This window comes from Pseudomonas sp. v388 (assembly GCF_003935425.1).
Taxonomy (GTDB): domain Bacteria; phylum Pseudomonadota; class Gammaproteobacteria; order Pseudomonadales; family Pseudomonadaceae; genus Aquipseudomonas.
Genome location: NZ_RHQN01000003.1, coordinates 198,970 through 220,307, shown reverse-complemented (window position 1 = coordinate 220,307; position 21,338 = coordinate 198,970). Strand labels below are relative to the sequence as shown.

General features: G+C 60.6%; 29 protein-coding genes. 25 read left to right on the top strand and 4 right to left on the bottom strand.

Going from position 1 to position 21,338, the window contains the following annotated elements; translation table 11 throughout:
• The first annotated feature begins 1 nt into the window (after position 1).
• The 23 genes from EGJ27_RS08625 to EGJ27_RS08520 all read left to right on the top strand — a co-directional run bounded on the left by EGJ27_RS08625 (position 2) and on the right by EGJ27_RS08520 (position 16,891).
• On the top strand, positions 2 to 1,018 hold the full coding sequence (locus EGJ27_RS08625) for a phage major capsid protein, P2 family (protein WP_125830310.1): 1,017 nt from the start codon (positions 2 to 4) through the stop codon (positions 1,016 to 1,018).
• Positions 1,018 to 1,743, top strand: coding sequence for a phage terminase small subunit (gene gpM / locus EGJ27_RS08620; RefSeq protein WP_125830309.1), 726 nt, complete (start codon positions 1,018 to 1,020; stop codon positions 1,741 to 1,743). The genes EGJ27_RS08625 and gpM overlap by 1 nt, the downstream gene beginning before the upstream one ends.
• Positions 1,744 to 1,840: 97 nt before the next feature.
• A complete protein-coding gene (locus tag EGJ27_RS08615; RefSeq protein WP_125830308.1) occupies positions 1,841 to 2,305 on the top strand; it encodes a head completion/stabilization protein in 465 nt (154 codons plus the stop codon).
• Positions 2,302 to 2,745 carry a phage tail protein gene (locus EGJ27_RS08610; RefSeq protein WP_125830307.1) on the top strand — a complete coding sequence of 148 codons (444 nt, stop codon included), beginning with the start codon at positions 2,302 to 2,304 and terminating at the stop codon, positions 2,743 to 2,745. Before EGJ27_RS08615 ends, EGJ27_RS08610 begins: the two co-directional genes overlap by 4 nt.
• On the top strand, positions 2,735 to 3,412 hold the full coding sequence (locus tag EGJ27_RS08605; RefSeq protein WP_125830306.1) for a phage virion morphogenesis protein: 678 nt from the start codon (positions 2,735 to 2,737) through the stop codon (positions 3,410 to 3,412). The genes EGJ27_RS08610 and EGJ27_RS08605 overlap by 11 nt, the downstream gene beginning before the upstream one ends.
• 11 nt (positions 3,413 to 3,423) lie before the next feature.
• Positions 3,424 to 4,536, top strand: coding sequence for a DUF2586 domain-containing protein (locus EGJ27_RS08600; RefSeq protein ID WP_125830305.1), 1,113 nt, complete (start codon positions 3,424 to 3,426; stop codon positions 4,534 to 4,536).
• Positions 4,537 to 4,539: 3 nt separating this feature from the next.
• Complete coding sequence (locus EGJ27_RS08595) at positions 4,540 to 4,992, top strand: DUF2597 family protein (RefSeq protein ID WP_125830304.1); 453 nt, start codon at positions 4,540 to 4,542, stop codon at positions 4,990 to 4,992.
• Entirely contained in the window at positions 4,992 to 5,204 is a 213-nt protein-coding gene (locus EGJ27_RS08590) for a TraR/DksA family transcriptional regulator (RefSeq protein WP_125830303.1), read from the top strand. Before EGJ27_RS08595 ends, EGJ27_RS08590 begins: the two co-directional genes overlap by 1 nt.
• Positions 5,201 to 5,407, top strand: coding sequence for a hypothetical protein (locus EGJ27_RS08585; protein ID WP_125830302.1), 207 nt, complete (start codon positions 5,201 to 5,203; stop codon positions 5,405 to 5,407). Before EGJ27_RS08590 ends, EGJ27_RS08585 begins: the two co-directional genes overlap by 4 nt.
• Complete coding sequence (locus tag EGJ27_RS08580) at positions 5,404 to 5,928, top strand: lysozyme (RefSeq protein ID WP_125830301.1); 525 nt, start codon at positions 5,404 to 5,406, stop codon at positions 5,926 to 5,928. Before EGJ27_RS08585 ends, EGJ27_RS08580 begins: the two co-directional genes overlap by 4 nt.
• A complete protein-coding gene (locus tag EGJ27_RS08575; protein WP_125830300.1) occupies positions 5,925 to 6,404 on the top strand; it encodes a lysis system i-spanin subunit Rz in 480 nt (159 codons plus the stop codon). Before EGJ27_RS08580 ends, EGJ27_RS08575 begins: the two co-directional genes overlap by 4 nt.
• A gap of 23 nt (positions 6,405 to 6,427) precedes the next feature.
• Positions 6,428 to 6,718: a putative phage tail assembly chaperone gene (locus EGJ27_RS08570; protein ID WP_125830299.1), complete on the top strand. Its 291-nt coding sequence runs from the start codon at positions 6,428 to 6,430 to the stop codon at positions 6,716 to 6,718.
• Between the two features lie 20 nt (positions 6,719 to 6,738).
• Positions 6,739 to 6,882 (top strand): hypothetical protein, encoded by a 144-nt coding sequence (locus tag EGJ27_RS24775; protein ID WP_158619342.1) that lies wholly within the window; start codon positions 6,739 to 6,741, stop codon positions 6,880 to 6,882.
• Positions 6,883 to 6,887: 5 nt separating this feature from the next.
• The gene (locus EGJ27_RS08565; protein WP_125830298.1) at positions 6,888 to 9,170 is read left to right on the top strand and encodes a phage tail tape measure protein; all 2,283 of its coding nucleotides are present in this window, start codon (positions 6,888 to 6,890) and stop codon (positions 9,168 to 9,170) included.
• Positions 9,170 to 9,487, top strand: coding sequence for a DUF2590 family protein (locus EGJ27_RS08560; protein WP_125830297.1), 318 nt, complete (start codon positions 9,170 to 9,172; stop codon positions 9,485 to 9,487). The genes EGJ27_RS08565 and EGJ27_RS08560 overlap by 1 nt, the downstream gene beginning before the upstream one ends.
• Positions 9,484 to 10,653 carry a baseplate J/gp47 family protein gene (locus EGJ27_RS08555; protein WP_125830296.1) on the top strand — a complete coding sequence of 390 codons (1,170 nt, stop codon included), beginning with the start codon at positions 9,484 to 9,486 and terminating at the stop codon, positions 10,651 to 10,653. The genes EGJ27_RS08560 and EGJ27_RS08555 overlap by 4 nt, the downstream gene beginning before the upstream one ends.
• Positions 10,650 to 11,174, top strand: coding sequence for a phage tail protein (locus tag EGJ27_RS08550; RefSeq protein WP_125830295.1), 525 nt, complete (start codon positions 10,650 to 10,652; stop codon positions 11,172 to 11,174). Before EGJ27_RS08555 ends, EGJ27_RS08550 begins: the two co-directional genes overlap by 4 nt.
• Positions 11,175 to 11,182: 8 nt before the next feature.
• Entirely contained in the window at positions 11,183 to 13,312 is a 2,130-nt protein-coding gene (locus tag EGJ27_RS08545; protein ID WP_125830294.1) for a phage tail protein, read from the top strand.
• The gene (locus tag EGJ27_RS08540; RefSeq protein ID WP_125830293.1) at positions 13,309 to 13,779 is read left to right on the top strand and encodes a hypothetical protein; all 471 of its coding nucleotides are present in this window, start codon (positions 13,309 to 13,311) and stop codon (positions 13,777 to 13,779) included. The genes EGJ27_RS08545 and EGJ27_RS08540 overlap by 4 nt, the downstream gene beginning before the upstream one ends.
• Positions 13,769 to 14,701, top strand: coding sequence for a hypothetical protein (locus tag EGJ27_RS08535; protein ID WP_125830292.1), 933 nt, complete (start codon positions 13,769 to 13,771; stop codon positions 14,699 to 14,701). Before EGJ27_RS08540 ends, EGJ27_RS08535 begins: the two co-directional genes overlap by 11 nt.
• Positions 14,698 to 15,240, top strand: a complete 543-nt coding sequence (locus EGJ27_RS08530; RefSeq protein WP_125830291.1) for a DNA-binding protein — start codon at positions 14,698 to 14,700, stop codon at positions 15,238 to 15,240. Before EGJ27_RS08535 ends, EGJ27_RS08530 begins: the two co-directional genes overlap by 4 nt.
• Complete coding sequence (locus tag EGJ27_RS08525) at positions 15,237 to 15,947, top strand: hypothetical protein (protein ID WP_125830290.1); 711 nt, start codon at positions 15,237 to 15,239, stop codon at positions 15,945 to 15,947. Before EGJ27_RS08530 ends, EGJ27_RS08525 begins: the two co-directional genes overlap by 4 nt.
• Positions 15,920 to 16,891 carry a hypothetical protein gene (locus EGJ27_RS08520; protein WP_125830289.1) on the top strand — a complete coding sequence of 324 codons (972 nt, stop codon included), beginning with the start codon at positions 15,920 to 15,922 and terminating at the stop codon, positions 16,889 to 16,891. The genes EGJ27_RS08525 and EGJ27_RS08520 overlap by 28 nt, the downstream gene beginning before the upstream one ends.
• A 53-nt stretch (positions 16,892 to 16,944) precedes the next feature.
• Here EGJ27_RS08520 and EGJ27_RS08515 read toward each other — a convergent pair whose 3' ends face one another.
• On the bottom strand, positions 16,945 to 17,148 hold the full coding sequence (locus tag EGJ27_RS08515) for a hypothetical protein (RefSeq protein WP_256672718.1): 204 nt from the start codon (positions 17,146 to 17,148) through the stop codon (positions 16,945 to 16,947).
• A 190-nt stretch (positions 17,149 to 17,338) separates the two neighbouring features.
• On the bottom strand, positions 17,339 to 18,556 hold the full coding sequence (locus EGJ27_RS08510) for a phytanoyl-CoA dioxygenase family protein (protein ID WP_125830287.1): 1,218 nt from the start codon (positions 18,554 to 18,556) through the stop codon (positions 17,339 to 17,341).
• Positions 18,557 to 18,852: 296 nt separating this feature from the next.
• Here EGJ27_RS08510 and EGJ27_RS08505 point away from each other — a divergent pair, with 296 nt between their 5' ends.
• Positions 18,853 to 19,647 (top strand): DNA adenine methylase, encoded by a 795-nt coding sequence (locus EGJ27_RS08505; RefSeq protein WP_125830286.1) that lies wholly within the window; start codon positions 18,853 to 18,855, stop codon positions 19,645 to 19,647.
• 3 nt (positions 19,648 to 19,650) lie between these two features.
• Positions 19,651 to 20,256: a hypothetical protein gene (locus tag EGJ27_RS08500; protein ID WP_125830285.1), complete on the top strand. Its 606-nt coding sequence runs from the start codon at positions 19,651 to 19,653 to the stop codon at positions 20,254 to 20,256.
• Positions 20,257 to 20,592: 336 nt separating this feature from the next.
• Here EGJ27_RS08500 and EGJ27_RS08495 read toward each other — a convergent pair whose 3' ends face one another.
• Together EGJ27_RS08495 and EGJ27_RS08490 are read right to left on the bottom strand one after the other, a co-directional pair.
• On the bottom strand, positions 20,593 to 20,895 hold the full coding sequence (locus EGJ27_RS08495) for a DNA-binding transcriptional regulator (protein ID WP_125830284.1): 303 nt from the start codon (positions 20,893 to 20,895) through the stop codon (positions 20,593 to 20,595).
• Positions 20,895 to 21,209 (bottom strand): hypothetical protein, encoded by a 315-nt coding sequence (locus tag EGJ27_RS08490; RefSeq protein ID WP_125830283.1) that lies wholly within the window; start codon positions 21,207 to 21,209, stop codon positions 20,895 to 20,897. The genes EGJ27_RS08495 and EGJ27_RS08490 overlap by 1 nt, the downstream gene beginning before the upstream one ends.
• Positions 21,210 to 21,338: the final 129 nt, after the last annotated feature.

The following is a 21,338-nucleotide window of genomic DNA, read 5'->3' as shown; positions in this document are numbered from 1 at the left end:
CATGGCCCAGTCTTTGAGCAAATACGGCGCGCAGATGTTCGCCAAGTTGCAACTGGCGCTGGCCGAGAGCTACGGCGTTGAGCTGGCCAGCAAGACGTTCAGCGTTGAGCCGACCATTGCCCAGGAACTCAACGACGCGATCACGGCCAAGTCGGACTTCCTGAGCCGCATCAACGTCATCGGCGTGACCGAGATTAAAGGACAGAAGGTATTCCTAGGCGTCTCTGGTCCTGTGACCGGCCGGACTAACACCAAGACCAAAGATCGCGAAGCCAAGGACGCATCGGCCCTGGATGACAGCACCTACGAGCTGTTCTCCACCGAATCCGACGTCAGCCTGCCTTACGCCAAGATCGACGCCTGGGCGAAGTTCCCGGACTTCCAGCAGCGCTATTCCGCCGCCGTGCAGAAGCAGATCGCGCTGGATCGCATCATGATCGGCTTCCACGGCCTTAAAGCCGAGGCGCAGACCGACATCGTCACTTACCCGATGCTCCAGGACGTGAACAAGGGCTGGCTGCAGATCGCCCGTGAGCAGATCCCGGCGCAAGTGCTCAAGGAAGGTAAGGAAGTCGGTAAGGTGACCCTGGGCGTTGGCGGCGACTACGCCAACCTTGATGCCCTGGTACACGACACCAAGCAACTGGTGGACGAGCGTCTGCGCGACGGCGGCGACCTGGTGGCGATCATTGGCAGCGACCTGCTGGCCGCTGACAAAGCCAAGCTGTACGCCAAGCAAGGCGACATCCCAACCGAGAAAGAACGCATTGAAGACGCTCAGGTCATCGCCACTTACGGCGGTCTGCCGAGCTTCAGCGTGCCGTTCTTCCCGGTCAATGCCGTGGTCGTCACCAGTTGGGACAACCTGTCGATCTACTTCCAGGACTCCAGCTGGCGCAAGCAGACCGTGGACAACCCCAAGCGCTCCCGCATTGAGGACTACAACAGCCGCAATGAAGGTTACGTGATCGAGCAGCTGGAAAAGTTCGCGCTGACCGAAAACGTGGAGCTGGTCTGATGAGCTTGGCCCTGGCGCATAAACGTCGCACCCAGGCCCTCGGCAGCGCAGCGCTTGTAAGCGCTGCGGCCGCCGCCGCCTTGCCGTACTCGGCTGCCGAAGCCTTGAGCAGCCCCGCCAATGCGCGCAAGCACCTGGCCCTGCAGGAAGCGGCACTGGATCAGGATCTTGAACGCCTGAGCGCGATCAAGGGGCTGGCCGGGCGTCAGGACCTCAAGCGCAACGAGCTGCTGCCCAAGTACCAGGACTACATCCAGCGCTACTGCGAGTCGGGTCTGAACTTCCCGAACCGCGTCCTGGTGCAGGTGTTGATCTGGCTGTTCGACACCGAGCAGTTCGTGGACGGAATGGAGCTGGCCGACATCGCCATCGAGCAAGGCCAGCAGATGCCTGAGCGCTTCAAGCGCCGCGACATCCAGACCTTCGTCGCCGATGCGGTCATCGAGTGGGCTTACGCCGAATACAACGCCAATCGCAGCCCGGAGCCGTACCTGTCCGATCTGCTGCCGCGTGTGGACGGCGAATGGGACCTGACCGAACAGATCCCGAGCAAGTACCACAAGTTGATCGGCATGCGCGCCATGGAGGCGGGGGAGCTGGAAACAGCACTCAAGCATCTGGAGCGCTCGACCGAGCTGTACGCGAAGGCCGGTAACGAAACACGCATCAAAAAGTGCCGGCTGGCACTGGCCAAACAGCGAGCCGGCATCACCGGCACCGAATAACCGACTACCCCCCGCAGGGAGCTGCCACGGAAAGACCGAGTCATTCATGACCCCGGCCTCTCCCGAAGCCGCAACCTGCCCTATTTGAGTGGCCAGCATGAGCGGATTTGGCGGTAAGCCCACCAGCCTGGTGGAACAGAACATCGAGAACGACGGCTTCTGGCCGGACCTCTCCGTGTCCGAGTTCCAGAAGGGCTACCGGCTTCCGGCTGAGTACCTGCAGGACATGCTGGTCGCTGAACTGACCACGGCCATGGTCGAGGTAAACACCGACCTGGCCAAGTGCAAAGCGCGCTGGCAGGACGCTGGAGTGTCAAGCGTTGAGTCTGCAGACACCACCGTCCTGCCAGAGCGCACATACAAGGTCGCGCTGTACAAGCGGGCCGTCTACACCCGGGCGAAAGCCACCCTGTTGACCCAGTTCGCGACGGTGACCCGCCGCGACGTGGCCGAGAACACTGCCAAGGAGCTGCCCGAGCGCGGCGAAGTCTTCCTGGAGTTCTGCCAGCAGGCAGTGCGCGCCCTGCAGGGCCGTGGCCGCATTACGGCGGTGCTGCTGTGATCAAGCTCCGTGCCCTGACCACCTACCTGATCGAACGCGGCCTGGTTGCCCCGGAACAGCTCGACAGCTGGACCGACCAGGTGCAGGTGGAATTGATCTGGAAGCCCGACACCCAGGGCATGCACATGGGCGACATGAACTACGGCGCGACCATTGCCATCGAGCGGTTCGCGGACAACCCGGCGCGTCTGTTCGCCCTGGTGGGCAGCTGGCTGGAAACCCACGACCAAGACCGCGACGGCCTGCCTGCCGTGGTGTTCGATGTGGTTATGCTCGACAACGACCTGGCTGACGTCGACATCAAGCTGTCGTTCATCGAGGCGCAGTACCTGGCCGAGGATCTGGAAGGCGAGATCGAGGCCTACGGCAAGACCTGGTCGTTCGTGCCGTTCGATCTGTGGATCGCGGAATCCGGTGAGGTGACCAGCCATGGCGCGTAGCACGTTCGAGCTGGACATTCGCGGCATGCTCGAAGCCCAGGATCTGCTGGCCCTGATGGAGCTGCCCGTGCCCAAGCGCAAGCGGTTGCTCAACAACGTCAGCAAGCGCGTGCGCAGCCTGAGCCGTCAGCGGATCCGTAACCAGGAGAATCTGGACGGCACGCAGTTTGAGGCGCGCAAGGACACCAGCAAGGGCAAGAAGAAGATGGAGGCGGGCCTTGGCAAGTTGCTGGAGGTCACCCGCCTGAGCCCCAACGAGGCCGAGCTGGGGTGGCGCAACCAGCTGACCCGCTGGATCGCCTCGCAGCAACACAACGGCGTATCCGAACGCCGCACTGCCGCACAAATGCGCCAGTGGAACCGGGTGCCGCCTGGCACCGCGGCTACCGAGAAACAGGCCAAACGCCTGCGTCAGCTGGGCTTCAAGGTCCGTCAGCCGGGCAAGAAAGCCGCGTCCCGTCCGGCCGTTGCCTGGATCCAGCAACACCTGAACTACGCCCGGGCGGGATTGTTGATCCGCGTCCTGGACACCGAACGAACCGCGACAACCGGCGCGCAGAGCTGGGACATCACCCTGCCGAAACGCCAGTTCCTCGGCGCAAGCAACAGCGAAACCAGCCAGCTGGTGAACCTGGTGCTGCAGCAAATCATCAATTCACCCCGCTAACGAGGCATCACATGGCACTCGGCAAAGTCAGCGTCAACAATCTCAACCTCGGCCAGGGTGCCGTGACCGAGATCGAGCGCTATTTCCTGTTCATCGGCCCGGCGTCCAAGAACGTCGGGAAGCTCATCCCCCTGGACACCCAAAGCGATCTGGACGTCCAGCTGGGCATTCCGGACAGCGACCTCAAAACCCAGATTACCGCTGCGCGCCTCAACGGCGGCGATCGCTGGGCGTGTGTCGCGGCCCCGATCGGCAACGACATCACTTGGCAGCAGGCGTTGGAAAGCGCGACCCGCAGCTATTCGTTTGAAGCGGTCGTGATCGTCGCGCCTGCCACGACACAGGCTGAGCTGGCCGCCATGCATACGGCTGCCGTCAATCTGGGCAACACCCTTGGCCGCCGCATTTTCGTGATGGCGGCGACAGCAGGCATCGCTCCCCAGCTCAGCTGGGATGCGTATGTGGTCGAGCAGAAAGCGCTCGTCGACGGCCTAGCCGCGCCTCGCGTTCTGGCGGTCCCTCAACTCCACGGTAACAACCTCGGCGTGCTGGCCGGCCGCCTGGCGAACGCCGCCGTGAGCGTGGCCGACACGCCCATGCGGGTCGCGACCGGTGCAGTCGTGGGGCTAGGCGCAGAACCCGTCGATCTGGACGGTATCCCGCTGCCGTCAGCCGTGCTCTCCCAGCTGGACGCCGCACGCCTTTCGGTACCGCAGAGCTATCCGGACTACCCGGGCACGTTCTGGGGCGACGGCAACATGCTTGACGCTCCGGGCAGCGACTTCCAGGTGATCGAGAACCTGCGTGTGGTCGACAAGGCCGCGCGCCAGGTGCGGATCCTGTTGATTCAGTACGTCGGCAATCGCAGCCTCAACAGTTCAGCCAACAGCATGGCCACCACGGTCTCGAAGCTGATGACTCCGCTGCGTGCAATGGCCAAGTCCACCACCTTTGCTGGCCGTGTGTTCCCGGGCGAGATCGAGCAGCCCAAGGACGGTGACATCGTCCTGAACTGGAAGACCAAGACGGCCGTCGAGGCTTACCTGAAGTTGCGCCCCCTCAATTGCCCGAAAGACCTGACCGCGAACATCGCGCTGGATCTCTCGACCACCGAAACGGAGTAAGTCATGGCTGCAAAGATTGGCGGCAAGAATTTTGACGTGAACTTGGGCGATTCACTCGTTCACGTCGAGGCGGCGACCCTGGACATCACCGATAACAGCACGGTCGCCCAGACAAAAGGCGTGCCCAACGGGCACGTCGACGGCGACGTAGCGGCGGCCGGCGAGATCGAGGTGGATACCACCAACTTCAACCTGATCGTCGAGCAGGCCAAATCGGCGGGCAGCTTCCGCGAGCTGGAGCCGTTCGACATCGTGTTCTTCGCCAAGGCCGGTGAGGAGGAACTGCGCATCGAGGCATTCGGCTGCAAGTTGCGCGTCTCCAGCCTGCTGAGCATCGATCCAAAGGGCGGCGCGAAGAACACCCACAAGATCCCGTTCGACGTGACGTCGCCAGACTTCGTGAAGATCAACGGCGTGCCATACCTGAGCGCTGCAGAGATCGAGGGTCTGACCTGATGGTTTGCCCGTTCGATCGCGCCCAGGCCCTAGAGCAGCGGCAACGCGACCAGGCCATTGCGGCCCAACTCGCCCGCAAGCGCCCGAGCGGGCCAAGTCTGACCCATTGCCAGGACTGCGACGCAGAGATCCCGGCAGCGCGCCAGGCGCTGGGCGGTATGACCCGTTGCGTGCCGTGCCAGTCCACTTTCGAGAAAGAGGCTCGTCGATGAGCGCGAATCAGGTTGTTCAGGACACCGCGATTGCGGTGGCCAAGGTATCGCCCGCCATCGGTGTAGCCGCCACGGGTGCCACCGGTGCCGTCGACTGGTCGGCAGTGGCCTACATGCTGACCGCCCTCTACATGGTGCTGCAGATCGTGCTGCTGGCCCCCAAGTACCGGCAGATGCTGCGCGACTGGAAGGTAAAGCCATGAGCCTGCGCGCCAAGATCGCCGCCGGCGTCATTGTGCTCTGCAGCGGCACGCTGACCGCGTTCCTGGGCCACTGGGAAGGCGAGGGGCAGAACATCGTCTATGCCGACCAACTCGCCCAGGGATTGCCGACCGTGTGCAAGGGCATTACCCGCTACACCAGCCCGCAGCCGGTGATCGTCGGTGACTATTGGTCCGACGCGCGCTGCGCCGAAGTGGAATCCCTGGTGATCGCCAAGGGGCAACTGACCCTGGCCGATTGCCTGACCAACCAGGCGATCGGGCAGAACACTTTCGACGCCCTGAGCAGCCACGCACACAACGTCGGCACGCCGAGCACCTGCGCCAGTCGGGCCGTGGGCCTGATCAACGCCGGACGCATTGCCGAAGGCTGCAAGGCGTTGGCATGGGGCACGGATGGCCGGCCTGTGTGGGCATCGGTGACCCAGGCCAACGGCAAGAAGCGCTTCATTCAAGGGCTGCATAACCGCCGCCTCGCTGAAGTGAGGCTGTGCCTGTCATGACCATCGGCCCGCTGCAGCTGCTGTTTCGCGCCCTGTTCGTTGGCCTGGTGATCTGGCTCGCCGTCGACTGGGCGCTTGACCGGTACGACACCGTTGTCCAGCAACGCGACAGCGCCGTCAGCGAGCGCGATGCCCTGCGCGAGGCTGCACGCATCACCAGAGAAAAGCTCGCCGCCCGCGATTCAATCGACCTTCAACGCACCGAGGAACTGAACCGTGCGCTTACCAAGAACAGCGACCTGCAGCGCGCTGTCGCTGCTGGTCTTGACCGGTTGCGCGTCCACGCCACCTGTCCAGCCGTACACAGCGCCGCCGGCACCGCCGGCGTGGCTGATGCAGACGCCGCCGAACTCACAGCAGACGCTCGATCGGCTTATTTCACCCTCCGGGACGAACTCGCCCGCAGTCGGGAAATGATTCTCGGCCTGCAGGACTACATCCGCCAGGTCGTGCAAAGCACACCGGCACAACCCTGAACCACACACTATTGGAAAGCACCATGACCGAAGTAAACCGCGACATCACCCTGGAAATCGGCGAGCAGGAATTCACCTTCAGCCTGACGCCCCAGGACATCACCAAGTACTTCAACTCGACGACCCAGGCCAACAAGGTCGCCCCGGCGCACAACCTGCTGATGGGCACTGTAAAGCAGGACGAGAAAGCCGCGCTCAAGCCGCTGCTGGAAAACCCGGTCAGCACCATGACCATCGCCGGCGCGCTGCTTGAGGAGTACTCGCCTGACGTGGAAGTGATCGTAAAAAAGCCATCGCGCACGCCGAAGGCCTGACCGAAGACGGACTGGGCCAGTTGCTGGCCCTGACCCAACGCTGGCTACCCGGCGCGCCGCCCTCGATCGAGAACATGGGCACCGCCAAGTGGCTGGAAGACGAACACTGGAGACGCATGGAAATAGCCGTGGCCAACGGCATTTCTGTTGCCTTTAACGGATAACCCTGATGGCTGACCGTTCCGCCCGCCTGGCTTTCATCCTGAGCCTGACCGACAAGGTCAGCGCGCCCCTGGGCAAGGTGAAAACCAGCTTTACCGACCTTGCCGACCAGGGCCAGCAGAACATCGTCAAGATGGGCGCGGGCCTGGCCGGGATGGTGGGCGCAGGCGTGGCCATCACCGAATCCCTGGAACCGGCGTTGGAAGTCAATCGGGCACTGGGGGACGTACGTGCGCTGGGTGTTGCTGAAGATGCGCTAACCGCGCTCAACAGCAAGGCGCTGGAATTCTCCGTGACTTACGCGACCAGCGCCGCCGAGTTCGTGGCGTCGTCGCGCACCATTGAAGGCGCGATCAAGGGCTTGGTCGGCGACCAGCTGGCATCAATCACCGCCGCAAGCGGCCTGCTGGCCAAGGTGACCAAAGCCGACGCCGAAACTACCAGCGCCTATCTCGGCACCATGTACACCCTGTTCAAGACCGAAGCCGACAAGATGGGCAAGGTCGAATGGGTCGAGCAGCTGACGGGGCAGACCGCCCTGGCGGTGAAGCTGTTCCGCACCGACGGCGCGCAGCTCAAGGACGCCTTCAAGGAAGTCGGAGCGATCGCCACCACGGCCGGCATCAGCGTGGCCGAGCAGATGGCGGTGATCGGTACGCTGTCGAGCACCATGGAGGGCGGCGACGCCGGCGGGCGTTACAAGGCGTTTTTCGAGAACATCGGAGCTGCTGCAGAGAAAACCGGCCTGTCATTCACCGACGCCGCCGGCAACACGCTGCCGATGATCCAGATCCTGGACAAGCTGCAGGGCAAGTATGGCGACCTGACCACGGCGGCTGCCGGCACCAAGCTGACCGAGGCCTTCGGCGGGGAGGGTGCCCAGGTGATCGCGGCCCTGGCCAAGGACACCGACCGCCTGCGCAGCGGCATCAGCGAGCTGGGCAAGGTGCGCGGCCTGGAGAACGCCGAGAAGATGGCCAAGGCCATGGTCGACCCGTGGCAGCAGTTCACAGCCGCGGTGCAGGCGTTGCGCATCGCCTTCGGCCAGGCGCTGATTCCGATGCTTACGCCACTGATGGACCGGCTGGTCGGTATTGCGTCAACGCTGACCCGCTGGACGCAGCTATTCCCCAACATCACTCGCGTGCTGGGCATCACCGTACTGGCCGTGTTCGGCCTGGTCGCGGCGATGTCCGCCATGACCCTGGTGGTCGGCGTCAGCAAGATGGTCTGGCTGGCCCTGGTGACGGTTTGGAAGATCCTGACCTGGACCGGTTTCCGCTCGATCGCCATGTTCCTTTACCACACCGTCATGGTGACTGCGTTCGTGGTCGGCCTGGTCGCGATGTACTCCTGGATGGCTCTGGTGCGCACCGGTATGTTGCTGTGGCAGGGCGCGATCTGGCTGGTCAACGCCGCGATGCTCGCCAACCCCGTGCTGCTGATCGTCGCCGGCATCCTCGCCCTGGGCGTGGCTGTCGTGGCAGCGGTCGTGTACTGGGATCAATGGACGGCGGCGCTGATGAACACCGCCGCGTTCCAGTGGATCAGCGACAAGTTGGCCAGCCTTTCGAACTGGTTCGGCGCGATGGGCGGCTGGTCCGGCATTGCCAAGGCCGCGTGGGACAGCATCCTGGCGACCGTGAAGGGCGCAATCAACGGCCTGATCGAGATGGCCAACAAGATTCCCGGCGTCAACATCGAGACGACCTTTGGCGAATTGCCGGAACCACCCAAGGTGCCAGACGTGCCAGGCGCGGTGGTGACGCCCGGTCCGGAGTTGCCCGGCGTTACCAGTCCCCCAGTCGGCACCATTCCCGGGCCGACAGCTGCAGCTCAACCGATCGTGGCTCCGCGCGTCGAGGTGCTGCCTGGGCCGCCGGTGAGCCTCCCGCAACCCAACCTTCTGCCCTTCCAGCCGCTGCAGCTTCCAGTCCCGCAGATCCAGGAAGTCGGCCCGGTCAAGATGCCAGCGGCGTCTGTTGATCTGTTGCCCATGCCGGCCAAGACCGCACTGCCAGAGCGCGTCGAGAAGACCGTTCAGCTCCCAGCCCAGGCAGAGCAGGGCATTGAAGCCCGTAAGGCGGTCTCGGCGAATACCTCGATCAGCCCCACCAAACCCCAGGCCGTCCCGAAAGGAGGACTGATGCAAACGTTCCAGAACCAAATGAGCGCCGCAAGCCCGAACGGCCGGCCTCCAGTGCACGTCGAGAAGATCGATATTCACAATGCCAAGCCCATGACCCCGCTGGAAATGGAAAACATGCTGGCCATGTCGGTGGGTGGCTGATGAGCGAGTATGTGGATCTGCTGATCATGGACAACGACCTGGTGCTCGATCCTGCCCGTCAGCCGATGCTGGTCGACGACCGCGCTTCGATCGCTCAGGACATTGCGCACCTGATCCGCGAAAGCGGCCTGCTGATCACGCTGGTGGCCGAGCGCGATCGCCTGCGTCAGCGAGACTGCATTCAGCAGATGGAATTGCTGGTCGAGGATGACGAACGCCTGGTGCCCGGTACCGCGCAGATCGAGCAGATCCGCCCTGGTGTTTACCTGGTGATGGCCACGACCGTGAAGTTCGGTCCTCTGGAGATCACCCTATGACTGTGGATTTCAAAAAGGCGCTGAGTGATTCGGGCGTACCGACCACCGAGGCGCAGCTGAAGCAGGCGTGGGAAAAGCTGGCTGTTGAGCAGGGCAGCACGCTGAGCAACACCAGCGCATACAGTCCGTTCTGGCGAATCATCACCGCACTGGTCACCAAGCCTGTGCTTTGGCTGCTGGAGTTCGTCAGCGGCACCGTGCTGCCAAACTTCTTTGTGAAAACCGCGACCGGCCAGTGGCTGGATATGCTGGCCTGGGCGGTCAACGTCGAGCGCAAGTCAGCGACGGTGGCCGCTGGTGAACTGCTGTTCACGCGAGCCAACACCGGCGGCGAACTGGAAGTGCCGATCGGCACGGTGATCCAGTCACCAACCCTCAACGGTCATATTTATCAGCTGGCCACGACCGAGCCGCGCAGTTTCGAGGAAGGCCAGAGCCAACTGGTCGTACCGGTCAAGGCCGTGGGTGCGGGCAGTGGCTATAACCTCGCGCCTGGTTACTACGCCGTGCTGCCCCAGGCGGTGCCTGGCATCGTCCAGGTGGTCAATACCACCGATTGGCTGCAGACACCCGGTGCGGATGCCGAGCATGACGATCAGCTGCGCCTGCGCGTGCGCAACCAGTTCTCGGCGGTCAACCAGTGGCACACCGATGCGGTGTACCGGGCGATCATCACCGGCTTCCCTGGCGTGGCAGCGGACGGCGTGTATTTCGAGCACGGCGCGCCGCGTGGTCCGGGCAGCGCCAATGCCTTTGTGCTGTTCGACGCCGGCGTGCCGGCCGACACCTTTCTTGAACAGATCAATACGCATATCCGCGACGGCGGCAACCATGGCCACGGCGACGATCTGCTGGCCATGGCCATGCCTGAAACCTTCCACGCAATCAGCGTTAACGTCTGGCCGGTGGCCAACCTTACCGCGCTGCAGTTGCAGACGCTGCAGACCGAAGTCGGGCTGTTCATTCGGGCTGCGTTTCGCGAAAGCACACAGAGTGACTATGCCCCTACGCGGACGTTTCCTCAGTCGCGCTTTAGCTTCAGTCGGCTAACAGAAGAGCTGCACGTCCAGTTTCCAAACATCAGTTCGTTGCGGTTCGCCAATGCCGACATCGTGTCCGCGTTGACCATCCCTCGGATCCAGAGTCTGGCGGTGGTGTTGCAATGATCAAGCTCAAATTGCCGTTCTGGCTGGAAGGCCCGGAGCTGACCACGCTGGTGGCCACCGCGCAGATCTGGTGGGAGCGGGCGACCGAGTGGCTGCGCTGGCCGTACCTGCAGTTCGATCCCGACACCTGCCACTTGTCCATTCTCGAACTGTGGGCATGGCAGCGGGACGTCACGCGCTTTGCCAACGAGCCGGAGAGCCTGTTCCGGCTGCGGGTCAAGTACGCCTTCATCAACTCTGTGGACGCCGGCAGCACTGCAGGGCTGAAACGGATCCTGGAGCGCCTGGGCGTCGGCTATGCCGAGATCCAGGAGCGTATGCCCGATCGGGACTGGGACGTGGTCCTGCTCACGCTGAGCGACTCGCAATTGTCCGAAAACCCCGACCTGCTGCGGGTGCTGATCCGTCAGTACGGCCGTACCTGCAGACGGTATGACTTTGTGACTATCACCCCCGTGCGGCTGGTGGTCGCCCTGGTTGACTTCAATGACGATCAGCAAACGCTGGTCGCCAGCCTTTAGGAGCCCTCATGGCTGCAAGCATTACCCTCGCCGGCGAAAAGCTGATTGCTCAGAAGCAAGCGGCGAACCTTCCCCTGACCGTCGCCCGGTTCATTCTGGCCAACGTGCCAGGCCTCAACGTGACCGGCCCGGTCGATCGCGCCGGCGTGAAGCCCGCGGCGGCGCAGATCATGTACACCGCAAACGTCACCCAGCAGGGTTACGTCAACCCGAACCAGGTCGTTTACAGCCTGCTGATGGGCACCGATATCGGTGACTTCGACTGGAACTGGATCGGACTGGAGACCAGTGACAACGTGCTGCTGTCGGTGGCTTACGTGCCGCTCCAGCAAAAGCGCAAGAACGTGCTGCCCGATCAGATCGGGAACAACGTGACCCGCAATTTTCTGGTGGTGTTCGACGGCGCGCAGCAGCTGACCAACATCAAGATCGATGCCAGCACCTGGCAGTTCGACTACACCGCGCGAATGAAGGGTATCGACGAGCGCGAGCGCCTGAGCAACCGTGACATGTTCGGTCGCGCCTGCTTTTTCGGTAGCGCGCTGCAACTGCAGAAGATCGGTGACGCCTATCAGGTCGCCCCCGGCACCGCGTACGTTGAAGGCGTGCGCTTGCAGCTAGGCGAAGCGCTGCCGGTGACCGTGCCGACTATTCCAAACAAGGCCTGGCTGGATGTCGTGCTGCAGCGCGAGTTGAACGACGTGGTCGCATCTTTCAAGGTCGTGTTCGGCCAGGAAGGGAAGGCCGACTACATCGATGGCGCATCGGCCCGTCACTACCTGGTGCCGCTGGCCGACATCAACGGCACCACCAACCTGGTCGACCTGCGTCCGATCGAGGCGATCGACCGCGAGCTGATCAAACACTTGGCGGCGCGTGTCGGGGACTATCCGGATCTGCGTGCGCGGGCCACGACCAAAGAAGACGTCGACCTCGGGAATATTCCCAATGCGATCAGCGATGACGTGAGCAGCAACAGCAGCGCCGTACTGGCCACTACCAGGATGGTCAGTGCGGTCCGTGCTGCGCTGGACAAAGTGATCGCGGCAATCATCGACGGCACCACCGTCGTTGGCAGAGCCGCTCGCTTGTCCACGGCGCGGGCATTTCGTTTCAAGGGCGCGGCGACAGGTAGCGCCAATTTTGACGGCGGGAACGATGTCGACATCGAGCTGACTTTGGCAGACAGCGGTGTGGTAGCTGGCTCGTTCACGAAAGTGGCCGTCAACGGTAAAGGTCTTGTCACTGGCGGCAGCAATCCTACAACGGCGGCCGGCTACGGTATCAGAGACGTGTACACGGCCACGCAGGTGGACAATATGGTAGGCGGGCGTGTCATAGCCGACGCGATTACCCATGCCGGTTTTGCCTCCGACAGCGTTGATTACCCGTATTTTCGTCGTTTGTCGGACCAAGGCGTTTACTACCTGCAGCCGCGAATTGGCTACACGACCCTGCAGCAGGGCGGAGGCATTGGCCAGAAAGCCAACAAGATCTATATCGGCTGGTCGGATGTCGGACTCAAAGCGACGGTGGACGGCGTAGATCTCGGCCGGATCTGGACCGAGTACAGCTTCAATCCGGACAGCAAGGCCAACAAGGCCAATTCGATCGCCGGTTACGGGATTCTCGACGCCTATACGACCAGCCAGATCAACACGCTGCTGAACCAACGAGTTGCGGCGGACGCGATTCAAACTGCTGGTTTTGCTGCCGACAACCCGGACCTTCCTTACTTCCGTCGAACCTCAACCGGCCTCGTCCACTATCTGCAGCCCCGCCTGGGCTTCACGCCTCCCCAGCAGGGCGGGGGTGCCAACCAGGCCGCTAACACGTTGCGGCTCGGTTGGTCGACCAAGGGTTCAGGCCTGCGCCTGCAGGTCGACACGCTGGACCAAGGACTGCTGTGGGGAGAGGCGAATTTCTATCGCCCAGAGGGGAGCAACTTCATTTCTGCTCAAGGTGGATCTTCATCCATCCAACTGCCTCCGGGCGGCACCTGGTGCTATTCATTCATGCATTTCGGCGCTGCCGGCAACGGCATTACCGGACGCAGCGGTCAGGCTCCTGGCGGGACAGTCATTCAGTTCACTGGTGGCGACACAACTTATGGATTTGCGTGGAGATTCGCAGCATGACTGAGCAAGCATTGGCACTGATTGAAGATACCCCGCAGCCTGTGGCTTGGGTGTTCTCAGATGTCGCCGTCAAAACTGACGGTACGTTCGTGGTGACGCTGGAAGGTAACCGGTGTCATGTGACACAGGACTACAACCCATCGTTGTACCAGGCGGTTCTCGACCACCTGGACGCCGGGGGAGAGTCATCGGAGTACGCCGAAGACATTCTCGTTGAAGCCGACCCGCTGCTTCTGGGCAGGCTGTGGGTTGAGGCCAGCCTCAAAGATTCCGAACCACTCGTTTCCGAGTACCGTGATGCGCGGGATCTGGGCACCGCGCTGCCCATCACGGCCACGCAGTTCAGCGAATTGTTGACCTGGCGTCAGGTGGTTCGCGAGTGGCCGCAGGTTGCAGGCTACCCCGACGCGGCTACCCGGCCTGCCGTTCCGGCCTGGATTCAGAAGGTGCTCAGCAATGGCAATTGACTGGGCACCGGTCAGGCTGCGCTGGCCGGAGCAAGCCACGCAGTGGATGAGCCAGATGGGATCTGCTCGCGACCTCATACAGACCGAGATGGCCAGCACAGGTGAGCGCGTATCAAAACTGGCCGACATCGCCACGACCAGCCCTGGCCAGATCGCCGGAGTTGCAGGCGCGGCCATCAGCGCAGGGCGCAGCGCGCTTACCCAGCAATTCGAGAACGTGCCTTCCTGCATTGTGGTGACGCCGTTCCAGCACGGTATCGGCCAGGGAAGCGGTGGCCATCAGCGCTTCCTGTCCGCGCCCAACCTGCTGCAGCTGCTCGCCGACAAATTGACCGATACCACCGACGCGGTACGGCCGCAGGGCCAGCAGAGCGCGTTGGTGGTCATGTTCCTGGCAACACGGTTGGACCAGCTTGCAACAACGCTGGGCCGGTTCAACGCGGTGCTGCCGATGCCTGACCTTGTCAAAGCCGAACGGCGTGCAGAACACCTGGCCCGCCTGGAAGTTGAAAAGTGGGTGATGCCCAGCGCGGGACAAATGCCGCTATGGGGCCAGTTGCCCCTGCAGCGTTGCCCGATCACCAAGCTGGCCAGCCAGTCCATGGCAGGTCAACTGGCTGTGCTGGAGGGCTACGCCGCAGACAGCTCGCCGATGGCTGACCTTGCAGATCTGCAGGCGCGCAAAAAGGCTCAGGCTCAGGAGCGTGACCAGCAATTGGCCGACCTGAAAGCCCAATTCACCAACAGCGCAGACGACGTATCGATTCAGTCGCGTGCGCTTGGGCCAGGTGACGCTGGCCAGCTGCGGCGCGAATTGCTCAGTGGCGAGTCACCGGGTCATGAGTGGCCGCTGTGTGCCGGCGCGCTTCTGGTCGGATCCGCCGAGGGCCTGAGTTTCGTTCGCGAGTTGGTGGGCCTATGACGTTATTGCTAAACGGTGAACAGATCATCGGCAACCGCATGAAGCTGACGGCCAACTTGCGGATCGAGGCGGACGAGCTGGGCGGCCAAACCTCCGGTACCGAAAAATCGCACAAGGGTTTCAAGCCCAAAACACTGACCGTCGCGCTCACGGTCCCTTACAAGGGGCTGGAGAATCTGCGCACCATCATGCGCCTGGCTGAGGCCACCGAAGCGGGCGGACAACTGCGCACCTATCGCATCGTCAATGATACGGCCAAGGCGTTCGGCATTCGCCAAGTGACGTTCTCTGACGGTGTGAGCGCCCGCGAGGACGATTCACTGGCGCAATGGATCATTCAGTTCACCCTGAGCGAAAAGTTATCGAATCCGGAAAAGGTGGAGAACCGCCGGGCCAGCAACAGCGTGACCTCGCAATCCGCCCCGGGAGACGGGGTATCGGGCAGCGGGGGATCAGATACGTCAGGTTCGCCTGCAGAACTCACCGGCTTTGAAGCCGTGCTGAAGAAGGTGGACACCTACCTGGGCGGCACGGCATGAGCATGAAGTTGCACAAGGTGCTGACGATCGGCGGGGAAGTGCTCCAGCTGGTGAACGACGACGTCCGCCTCGATCTTAGAAGCCCAGGCCGAGCGACGTTCACAATCCGCGCCGGCGCAACCGTGAAAGGGTTGGTGACGCTCGATATCGGCTACAACGAAGCGGCGCTGCAGCGGCACTTCATTGGCTACGTGGAGCGGTGCACAGCCACCAACGGGATCGAGCAGGTAGTGCTGTGTCGAGAATTAGCTGCGGTGCTCGCCAATCCGTTGCCGCTGAACCTGCGTCATGCAGATCTGCGCTCAGTGCTGGCCGAGATCAGCACCAAGACGGGGCTGCGCTTCCGGGTGCCTGATCAGGCTTACACCCGCATCAAAACGCCGTTTTTCTACAACCTCGCGGCCGGCTATCAAGCCCTGGACAGCGTTGCGCGCGTGTTCGGAATAAAGGACTGCATCTGGCAGCAGCAGGGCGACGGCGAAATCTACGTCGGCACATGGGCGGACAGCTTCTACGGTGCCCGATCGCCGCTGCAGCTTCCGGTCAACCTGTTTGACGGGTACCAGGGAAACCAGAGCGCGATGATCGCCGCCTTACCGGGCTTGCGACCAGGCGTATCAATCAACCAGGGCGAGCGCATCACCAATGTGACGCTGGCTGGCACACAGATGGCTATCAAATGGACGACGCAATCAAGCGCAGCGTAGAGCGCCAGTTTCCCGAACTCACCGGCGGATATCACCTGCCACGCTTCGCCCGCGTGGTTGCGGTCGCCGACGCGCCGGCCAGCGCCGGTCTCTGTGACGACTTCCGCCCTCGCTACGCCGTCGACGTCGAAGTGCTGACTTCTGACGGCGAGGCTGATCCGGATCTGCCTGTGCTGACCGGCGTGCCGCTGCCGCTGGCAAACGGTGGCCAGGAGATGGGCATGTACGGATTCCCGGAAGAGGGCACGCAGGTCGTGGTCTGTTTTGCCTATGGTTTGCCGCACAAGCCCTACATCCAGACGATCCTGCCCCACGGGCTGACTTTGCCGAGGGTGCCCAAGGGCGACCAGATCTGGCAGCACAGCGAAGCGGTGCAACAGCGCGTCGACGCGGACGGCAACTGGACGCGCCAGACCGATGGCAAGATCCGTGACCAGGCGATCGAGCGGGAGGTGGAAGCGATGGCCAATACCGAGAGCTTCCAGAGCCACACCAGGACCGTGGACGACCATTCGACCGAATCGGTAGGAGGCGTGAAAAAGATCGAGGCGCTGGGCGCGCTCAAGCTGCTGTCAGGTGGATCCGCGAGCCTGGCAGCGGTCGACGACCTCCACCAGGCGACTGGCCGAGATCTGAACCTGGTGGTCGGGCAGAAGCACAACGCAACGGTCGGCGGCGATATGCAAGAGCGCATAGAAGGGCTGCGTCAGAGCCTTGTCCAGGAGAGCCAGCGCTTCCAGGCACCCAAAAGCTGGGTAGGGTCCGAAAGCGTCAACATCTTCCAGATCTTGTGCGACACGCTGGATTTACTGCAGCAAATGAATGGCCAGATCGCTGGGCACGTGCACGGGTCATCCCCTGTACCAAGCAACGCTGCGGCTTTCACCTCAGGGGGGGCAACTGCAGCGCAGCTGCTTGCCAAACTCAAGTCTGTAACCCTATAGGAACGGCAGGGCCAGAGCGTTCCGGCTCACACAGTGACCGCTCCAACGCTGCCTCAGTCTGGATACTGATCTTTCTTCAGCAGTGCAAGGCGCTCCCCGACCTCTTTCTCGAAGCCGAGATAGAGGTCCTCGATTACAGCCTCGCTATAACCTCCTGAAGTTTCAAGACCAAGCACGAAACCATCAGCTCGCTGCTCTGCCATGCGCAAGGCCTGGATTGTTTCAGCAGCCTCTACCGAACCAAGAAGACGCAGCACGAGCTGTTTTACTCGTGGGGGCAAAACCTGGTCTCTCAAACAGGGACGTCTCATGATGCTCTTTCCACACCCAATGCCTGCGTACCGTCACCCGCTGTAGTTTTGCTGGTGCTTGGGGGCACCAGCATGGGATAGAGAGCGACCAGCTATTGCGTGCAACGGTACCGCAATAACAATCGGAACGTTGCTTTTAGGGCCTAGGAGGGAGCGTTCCAGCCGCTTCACCGGGCACTGGCTGATGGGCTCTATACATCCAAAGGCCGCCGTCCTTCGGAACGAGTTCAGGACCCTTGGCGCAGTCGGATTCACCGTAGTAGTGAAATACTAGACTCTTGCGCGTGCGGGAAGGGTCGTTGATCGGACTCCCGCCATGAAGCAGGTAGCAGCTCCAAATGAACACGTCGCCTTTTTTTGCAGCGAATATCTTAGGCTCCAGATTGAGGCGGGCTACTTCTTCTTCCATGTATTCATGCCACTGGTTCATTTCACTCGGAATGAAATGAGTGGAACCATCTGAGAAGACGTGCTGCTTGATCTTATGGCTGCCTGGATAATACCGAAGAGGGCCGGCATCTAAGTGGCAGTCTTCTAATGCGACCCATATCGCGATCAAGTTATGAGGCGTCTGCGGTGTCATGTAAATAGCGTCAACATGATCGGGTTGACTGCTGCCTTGATCAAAACTCAGCGAGTTGCAAAGAACGGTTGTTTCGCCCAAAAGATCATTCAGGATCGGGGTGATTCTTTTGTTGATCGCGAGATTCCTGATCTCTGGAAGCTCCAGATATAAGTCGTTCAACTTGAATCTGTGTGTTGCGCGGTCAGAGCTATCCACGTCCATCAGCCGCTTGCGCATGCCTGTTACGAGGTCGTCAACCACGATCCGTTGGTGCGATTCGGACCACGCTTGCTGCTGAGCGGCGCAGGCTGCATCTATCTCTTTTTCCGAATAAAAGCCTGGGAGTGCATAGAAACCGTCGCGGTCCCACTGTTCTTTGCTTACCTTAACGCGTTCGTTTCTTTCAAAAAAACTCATAAAGCCCATCTTGACCTCCATACCTGTATGGGAAAAGTCTGAGTGATGGCGAATCATCATGCAAGGGGCAGTGCGGGAGAAAAGGACTGGCGTAAAATCGATGATATTCGTCTGGATAGACGACCAGCCCGTTGCATATCCGGCGCAATGGGCAGCGCACCGAAAAATTGCCCAAGGCCATGTGAAAATCACTTCTTGCAAAAAAAATCTTCCTGAAAAATCACTTATCCCCCTCCCGCCGACGGGCTTCGTGTCCCAAAAAAGTGCAAACACTCGGTGTGGTGTAAATGATGCTTCCGGCCAGGCAGGCTGCGGCGTCGCTCTGGGCTGCGGCGTTTGCATAACGTGCAAAGCTTTGCGAAGAAATGTCATGAGCTTGCACTGGATACTGCGAGCCGGCGCAAAACCATCGGTTCCGTGAGCGCCCGGCCCGTTTGGACAAAAAAAGGAAAACGGTCGAATAGGCAGGTTTTCATGTCCAGCATCGCTGAGTTTCAACAAGGAAAAGTAAAAAACGTCTACTGCTCGCCGCTACGCGTAGAGCCGCCTAGTACGTGGGTTACAGCCACCATGGAAAGGTATGAAACTTTGCATAAATACGCATCGCAATGTAACGCTTTCAGGTATCATCAAATACTGTTCATGCATACAGTATAAGGATCGTTTTGATGTCCTCACCCATCATTCCCTGGATGGGCGGCAAGCGCCGTCTCGCCGACCGTTTGATTCCATTGTTCCCCCCACATGAATGCTATGTGGAAGTGTTTGCAGGTGGGGCTGCTCTGTACTTTATGCGGCCCCAAGGCGCGCCTGTGGAGGTTCTTAACGACATAAATGGCGACCTGGTAACGCTATACCGGGTGGTGCAAAACCATCTTGAGGAGTTTGTCCGCCAGTTCAAATGGGCGCTCAGTTCCAGGCAGGTTTTCGAATGGCAGAAGATGACTCGACCTGAGACGTTGACAGACATTCAGAGAGCTGCGCGTTTCTTCTACCTGCAGCACCACGCCTTCGCCGGCAAAGTGACTGGTCAAACCTTCGGCACAGCTACGACGGGGCCGGCCATCAACCTGCTGCGCATAGAAGAGAATCTGTCTGCGGCTTGGCAGCGCTTATCGGGAACTTACGTGGAGAACCTACCTTGGCTTGATTGCGCCGAAAGGTACGACCGCGCCCATACGTTCCACTACATGGATCCGCCATACTGGCAGACGGCTGGATATGGAGTGGACTTTGCCTTTGAGAATTACGAGCGTATGGCTGACTTCATGGGGCGGTGCAAAGGGAAGGTGATGGTAAGCATTAATGACCACCCGGACATCCAGGAAGTGTTCAAGGACTACCATTTCGAGCGGGTTAGCTTGCGTTACAGCACCAACAACCAAAGAGTGGGAAAAGCAGAGGTAACGGACGAGCTGGTGATTACCAACTGGGAACCCTCAGCCCTCGGAGGTTTGTTTTAAGCGTTGTTGAAAGCCTTTTTAGCGCCACACAGCGATTTGCTTAAAGTAGGCTATCATGCGGCAACGTTAAGGGAGCTGGCAATGGGCTGTTATTCAAGGAATTTCACGCTTTCTATATTAAGAGATAAGCCTTATTTCAATAGGCTCTCAAAGTTTTTGATTGAGCAAGTCGTTGGACTGTCCTGCAACAGTCTTGCTTACTTCACGCGGGCTTTGGACGCACTAGAGGAGGGAAAACCAACGACGCGATTCCCTGGCGACTTTGGCCAGGCCGGGCTTTTGGCTGGCTATGGGCATGTTCATTTCAAACGGGAAGACTGGGCAGCGTGCAACTTAGCACTCGAAAACAGGCTGCCCGTCACTCTGAGTATCGATGACGCGCTGGAGCAGATAGTCCAGTCGCTGCTGCAGAAGGGGAAAGGGTATGAAGGCGTGAAAGCCACTGCTGAGCGGTTCGCTGATCGCGCATCATCAAGGGCGACAGGGGACTGGGTAATCTACCGGAATGGGGACAGCGGATTTGAGTATCTCGCCATTCATGAGCATACAGAGCGCGGCTCAGCGGAGGAGCAAAGCTTGAGACGACTGTTGGATGCGCTGCAGATGTAACCCTGGTCCACTCAGTTCAAAACCCGAAAGATGGAGCCCGGTGTCTCAGCAGGACGTCGGGTTTTTTTCCGCACAGATGCCAAGTTTATTCTGAGTATCGTTCGGGCATCCGAGTGAGACAAATCCGACCTTTGGGGCGGACGGCGTGGTGACGGTGGACATGGCAAACCTCGGCGTAAGGGCTGCCCGGCGAAAATCGCACAGGCGCCGACTGGGCGCTTGTGGCGCCTCTGATCAAAAAGTGCGCAATTCTAGCGGCGAGCGCGGTCGATGACCAGTGTTTAACGGAGATTTGCGACGGTTCGTGATAACCAGAGCAATGCTGTAGCGCAATGCTCAGGCAGGACGGTTTTGATTCAAGGCAGCCATGACATGTACCGGATCATTATGAAGAGCCCGCAGTAAGGCACGAGCGGGGCCTTCGGGCTCGCGGCGGCCCTGTTCCCAGTTGCGCAAAGTGCCGACAGCCACGTCGATGCTTTTGGCGAACGTCGCTTGCGATTGTCCTGTTGCCTGGCGGATCTTTTTTACTTGAAGCGCATTAACGTGAAATTCGCGTGACGGCTCGCGCTCTCCGCAAGCGATCTCATCCATTTGTTTCATGCTGTCTACAAGCCGATCAAAGAGATTGATTTCCATCACTTCCATCCTTTATTGATTGCACGTAGCTGCGCTTTTTGCTTATCAGTCAAAGAATCCATTATTCCTTTCCGGTAAATCAGCAGCATACGAATCTGATAGGCAGAGCAAAGGTGGTAATAGATTATCCGGACTCCGCTGCTCTTGCCTTTTCCATGAGCTGCCCAGCGGATTTTTCTGAGGCCGCCAGTGTCCTCGATGAGGGCACCAGATCGTGGGTCCTCTGCCAAGTGCCGCTGAAGCATTCCGTATTCTTCGTCACTCAGGTGGTCTTTGAGGTCCGCGGTAAAAATTGGAGTCTCAATGAAAATCATGCATTCCCTGCTATGCGTCATTGGCGTAGCCGAATTTTAAGCTGGTGCACTTCCCTTGTGCAACGGGCGGCCGATAACCTGAGGTAAACGAAGAATTACCACCCCTGCTGCGCTATGCTTCGCGCCGCT

Excerpts from the sequence above, each read along its gene's own strand:
- EGJ27_RS08625 (WP_125830310.1), top strand. The coding sequence starts at position 2 with ATGGCCCAGTCTTTGAGCAAATACGGCGCGCAGATGTTCGCCAAGTTG.
- gpM (WP_125830309.1), top strand. The coding sequence starts at position 1,018 with ATGAGCTTGGCCCTGGCGCATAAACGTCGCACCCAGGCCCTCGGCAGC.
- EGJ27_RS08615 (WP_125830308.1), top strand. The coding sequence starts at position 1,841 with ATGAGCGGATTTGGCGGTAAGCCCACCAGCCTGGTGGAACAGAACATC.
- EGJ27_RS08605 (WP_125830306.1), top strand. The coding sequence starts at position 2,735 with ATGGCGCGTAGCACGTTCGAGCTGGACATTCGCGGCATGCTCGAAGCC.
- EGJ27_RS08600 (WP_125830305.1), top strand. The coding sequence starts at position 3,424 with ATGGCACTCGGCAAAGTCAGCGTCAACAATCTCAACCTCGGCCAGGGT.
- EGJ27_RS08595 (WP_125830304.1), top strand. The coding sequence starts at position 4,540 with ATGGCTGCAAAGATTGGCGGCAAGAATTTTGACGTGAACTTGGGCGAT.
- EGJ27_RS08590 (WP_125830303.1), top strand. The coding sequence starts at position 4,992 with ATGGTTTGCCCGTTCGATCGCGCCCAGGCCCTAGAGCAGCGGCAACGC.
- EGJ27_RS08585 (WP_125830302.1), top strand. The coding sequence starts at position 5,201 with ATGAGCGCGAATCAGGTTGTTCAGGACACCGCGATTGCGGTGGCCAAG.
- EGJ27_RS08580 (WP_125830301.1), top strand. The coding sequence starts at position 5,404 with ATGAGCCTGCGCGCCAAGATCGCCGCCGGCGTCATTGTGCTCTGCAGC.
- EGJ27_RS08575 (WP_125830300.1), top strand. The coding sequence starts at position 5,925 with ATGACCATCGGCCCGCTGCAGCTGCTGTTTCGCGCCCTGTTCGTTGGC.
- EGJ27_RS08570 (WP_125830299.1), top strand. The coding sequence starts at position 6,428 with ATGACCGAAGTAAACCGCGACATCACCCTGGAAATCGGCGAGCAGGAA.
- EGJ27_RS08565 (WP_125830298.1), top strand. The coding sequence starts at position 6,888 with ATGGCTGACCGTTCCGCCCGCCTGGCTTTCATCCTGAGCCTGACCGAC.
- EGJ27_RS08560 (WP_125830297.1), top strand. The coding sequence starts at position 9,170 with ATGAGCGAGTATGTGGATCTGCTGATCATGGACAACGACCTGGTGCTC.
- EGJ27_RS08555 (WP_125830296.1), top strand. The coding sequence starts at position 9,484 with ATGACTGTGGATTTCAAAAAGGCGCTGAGTGATTCGGGCGTACCGACC.
- EGJ27_RS08550 (WP_125830295.1), top strand. The coding sequence starts at position 10,650 with ATGATCAAGCTCAAATTGCCGTTCTGGCTGGAAGGCCCGGAGCTGACC.
- EGJ27_RS08545 (WP_125830294.1), top strand. The coding sequence starts at position 11,183 with ATGGCTGCAAGCATTACCCTCGCCGGCGAAAAGCTGATTGCTCAGAAG.
- EGJ27_RS08540 (WP_125830293.1), top strand. The coding sequence starts at position 13,309 with ATGACTGAGCAAGCATTGGCACTGATTGAAGATACCCCGCAGCCTGTG.
- EGJ27_RS08535 (WP_125830292.1), top strand. The coding sequence starts at position 13,769 with ATGGCAATTGACTGGGCACCGGTCAGGCTGCGCTGGCCGGAGCAAGCC.
- EGJ27_RS08530 (WP_125830291.1), top strand. The coding sequence starts at position 14,698 with ATGACGTTATTGCTAAACGGTGAACAGATCATCGGCAACCGCATGAAG.
- EGJ27_RS08525 (WP_125830290.1), top strand. The coding sequence starts at position 15,237 with ATGAGCATGAAGTTGCACAAGGTGCTGACGATCGGCGGGGAAGTGCTC.
- EGJ27_RS08520 (WP_125830289.1), top strand. The coding sequence starts at position 15,920 with ATGGACGACGCAATCAAGCGCAGCGTAGAGCGCCAGTTTCCCGAACTC.
- EGJ27_RS08510 (WP_125830287.1), bottom strand. The coding sequence starts at position 18,556 with ATGACATTTCTTCGCAAAGCTTTGCACGTTATGCAAACGCCGCAGCCC.
- EGJ27_RS08505 (WP_125830286.1), top strand. The coding sequence starts at position 18,853 with ATGTCCTCACCCATCATTCCCTGGATGGGCGGCAAGCGCCGTCTCGCC.
- EGJ27_RS08495 (WP_125830284.1), bottom strand. The coding sequence starts at position 20,895 with ATGGAAATCAATCTCTTTGATCGGCTTGTAGACAGCATGAAACAAATG.
- EGJ27_RS08490 (WP_125830283.1), bottom strand. The coding sequence starts at position 21,209 with ATGATTTTCATTGAGACTCCAATTTTTACCGCGGACCTCAAAGACCAC.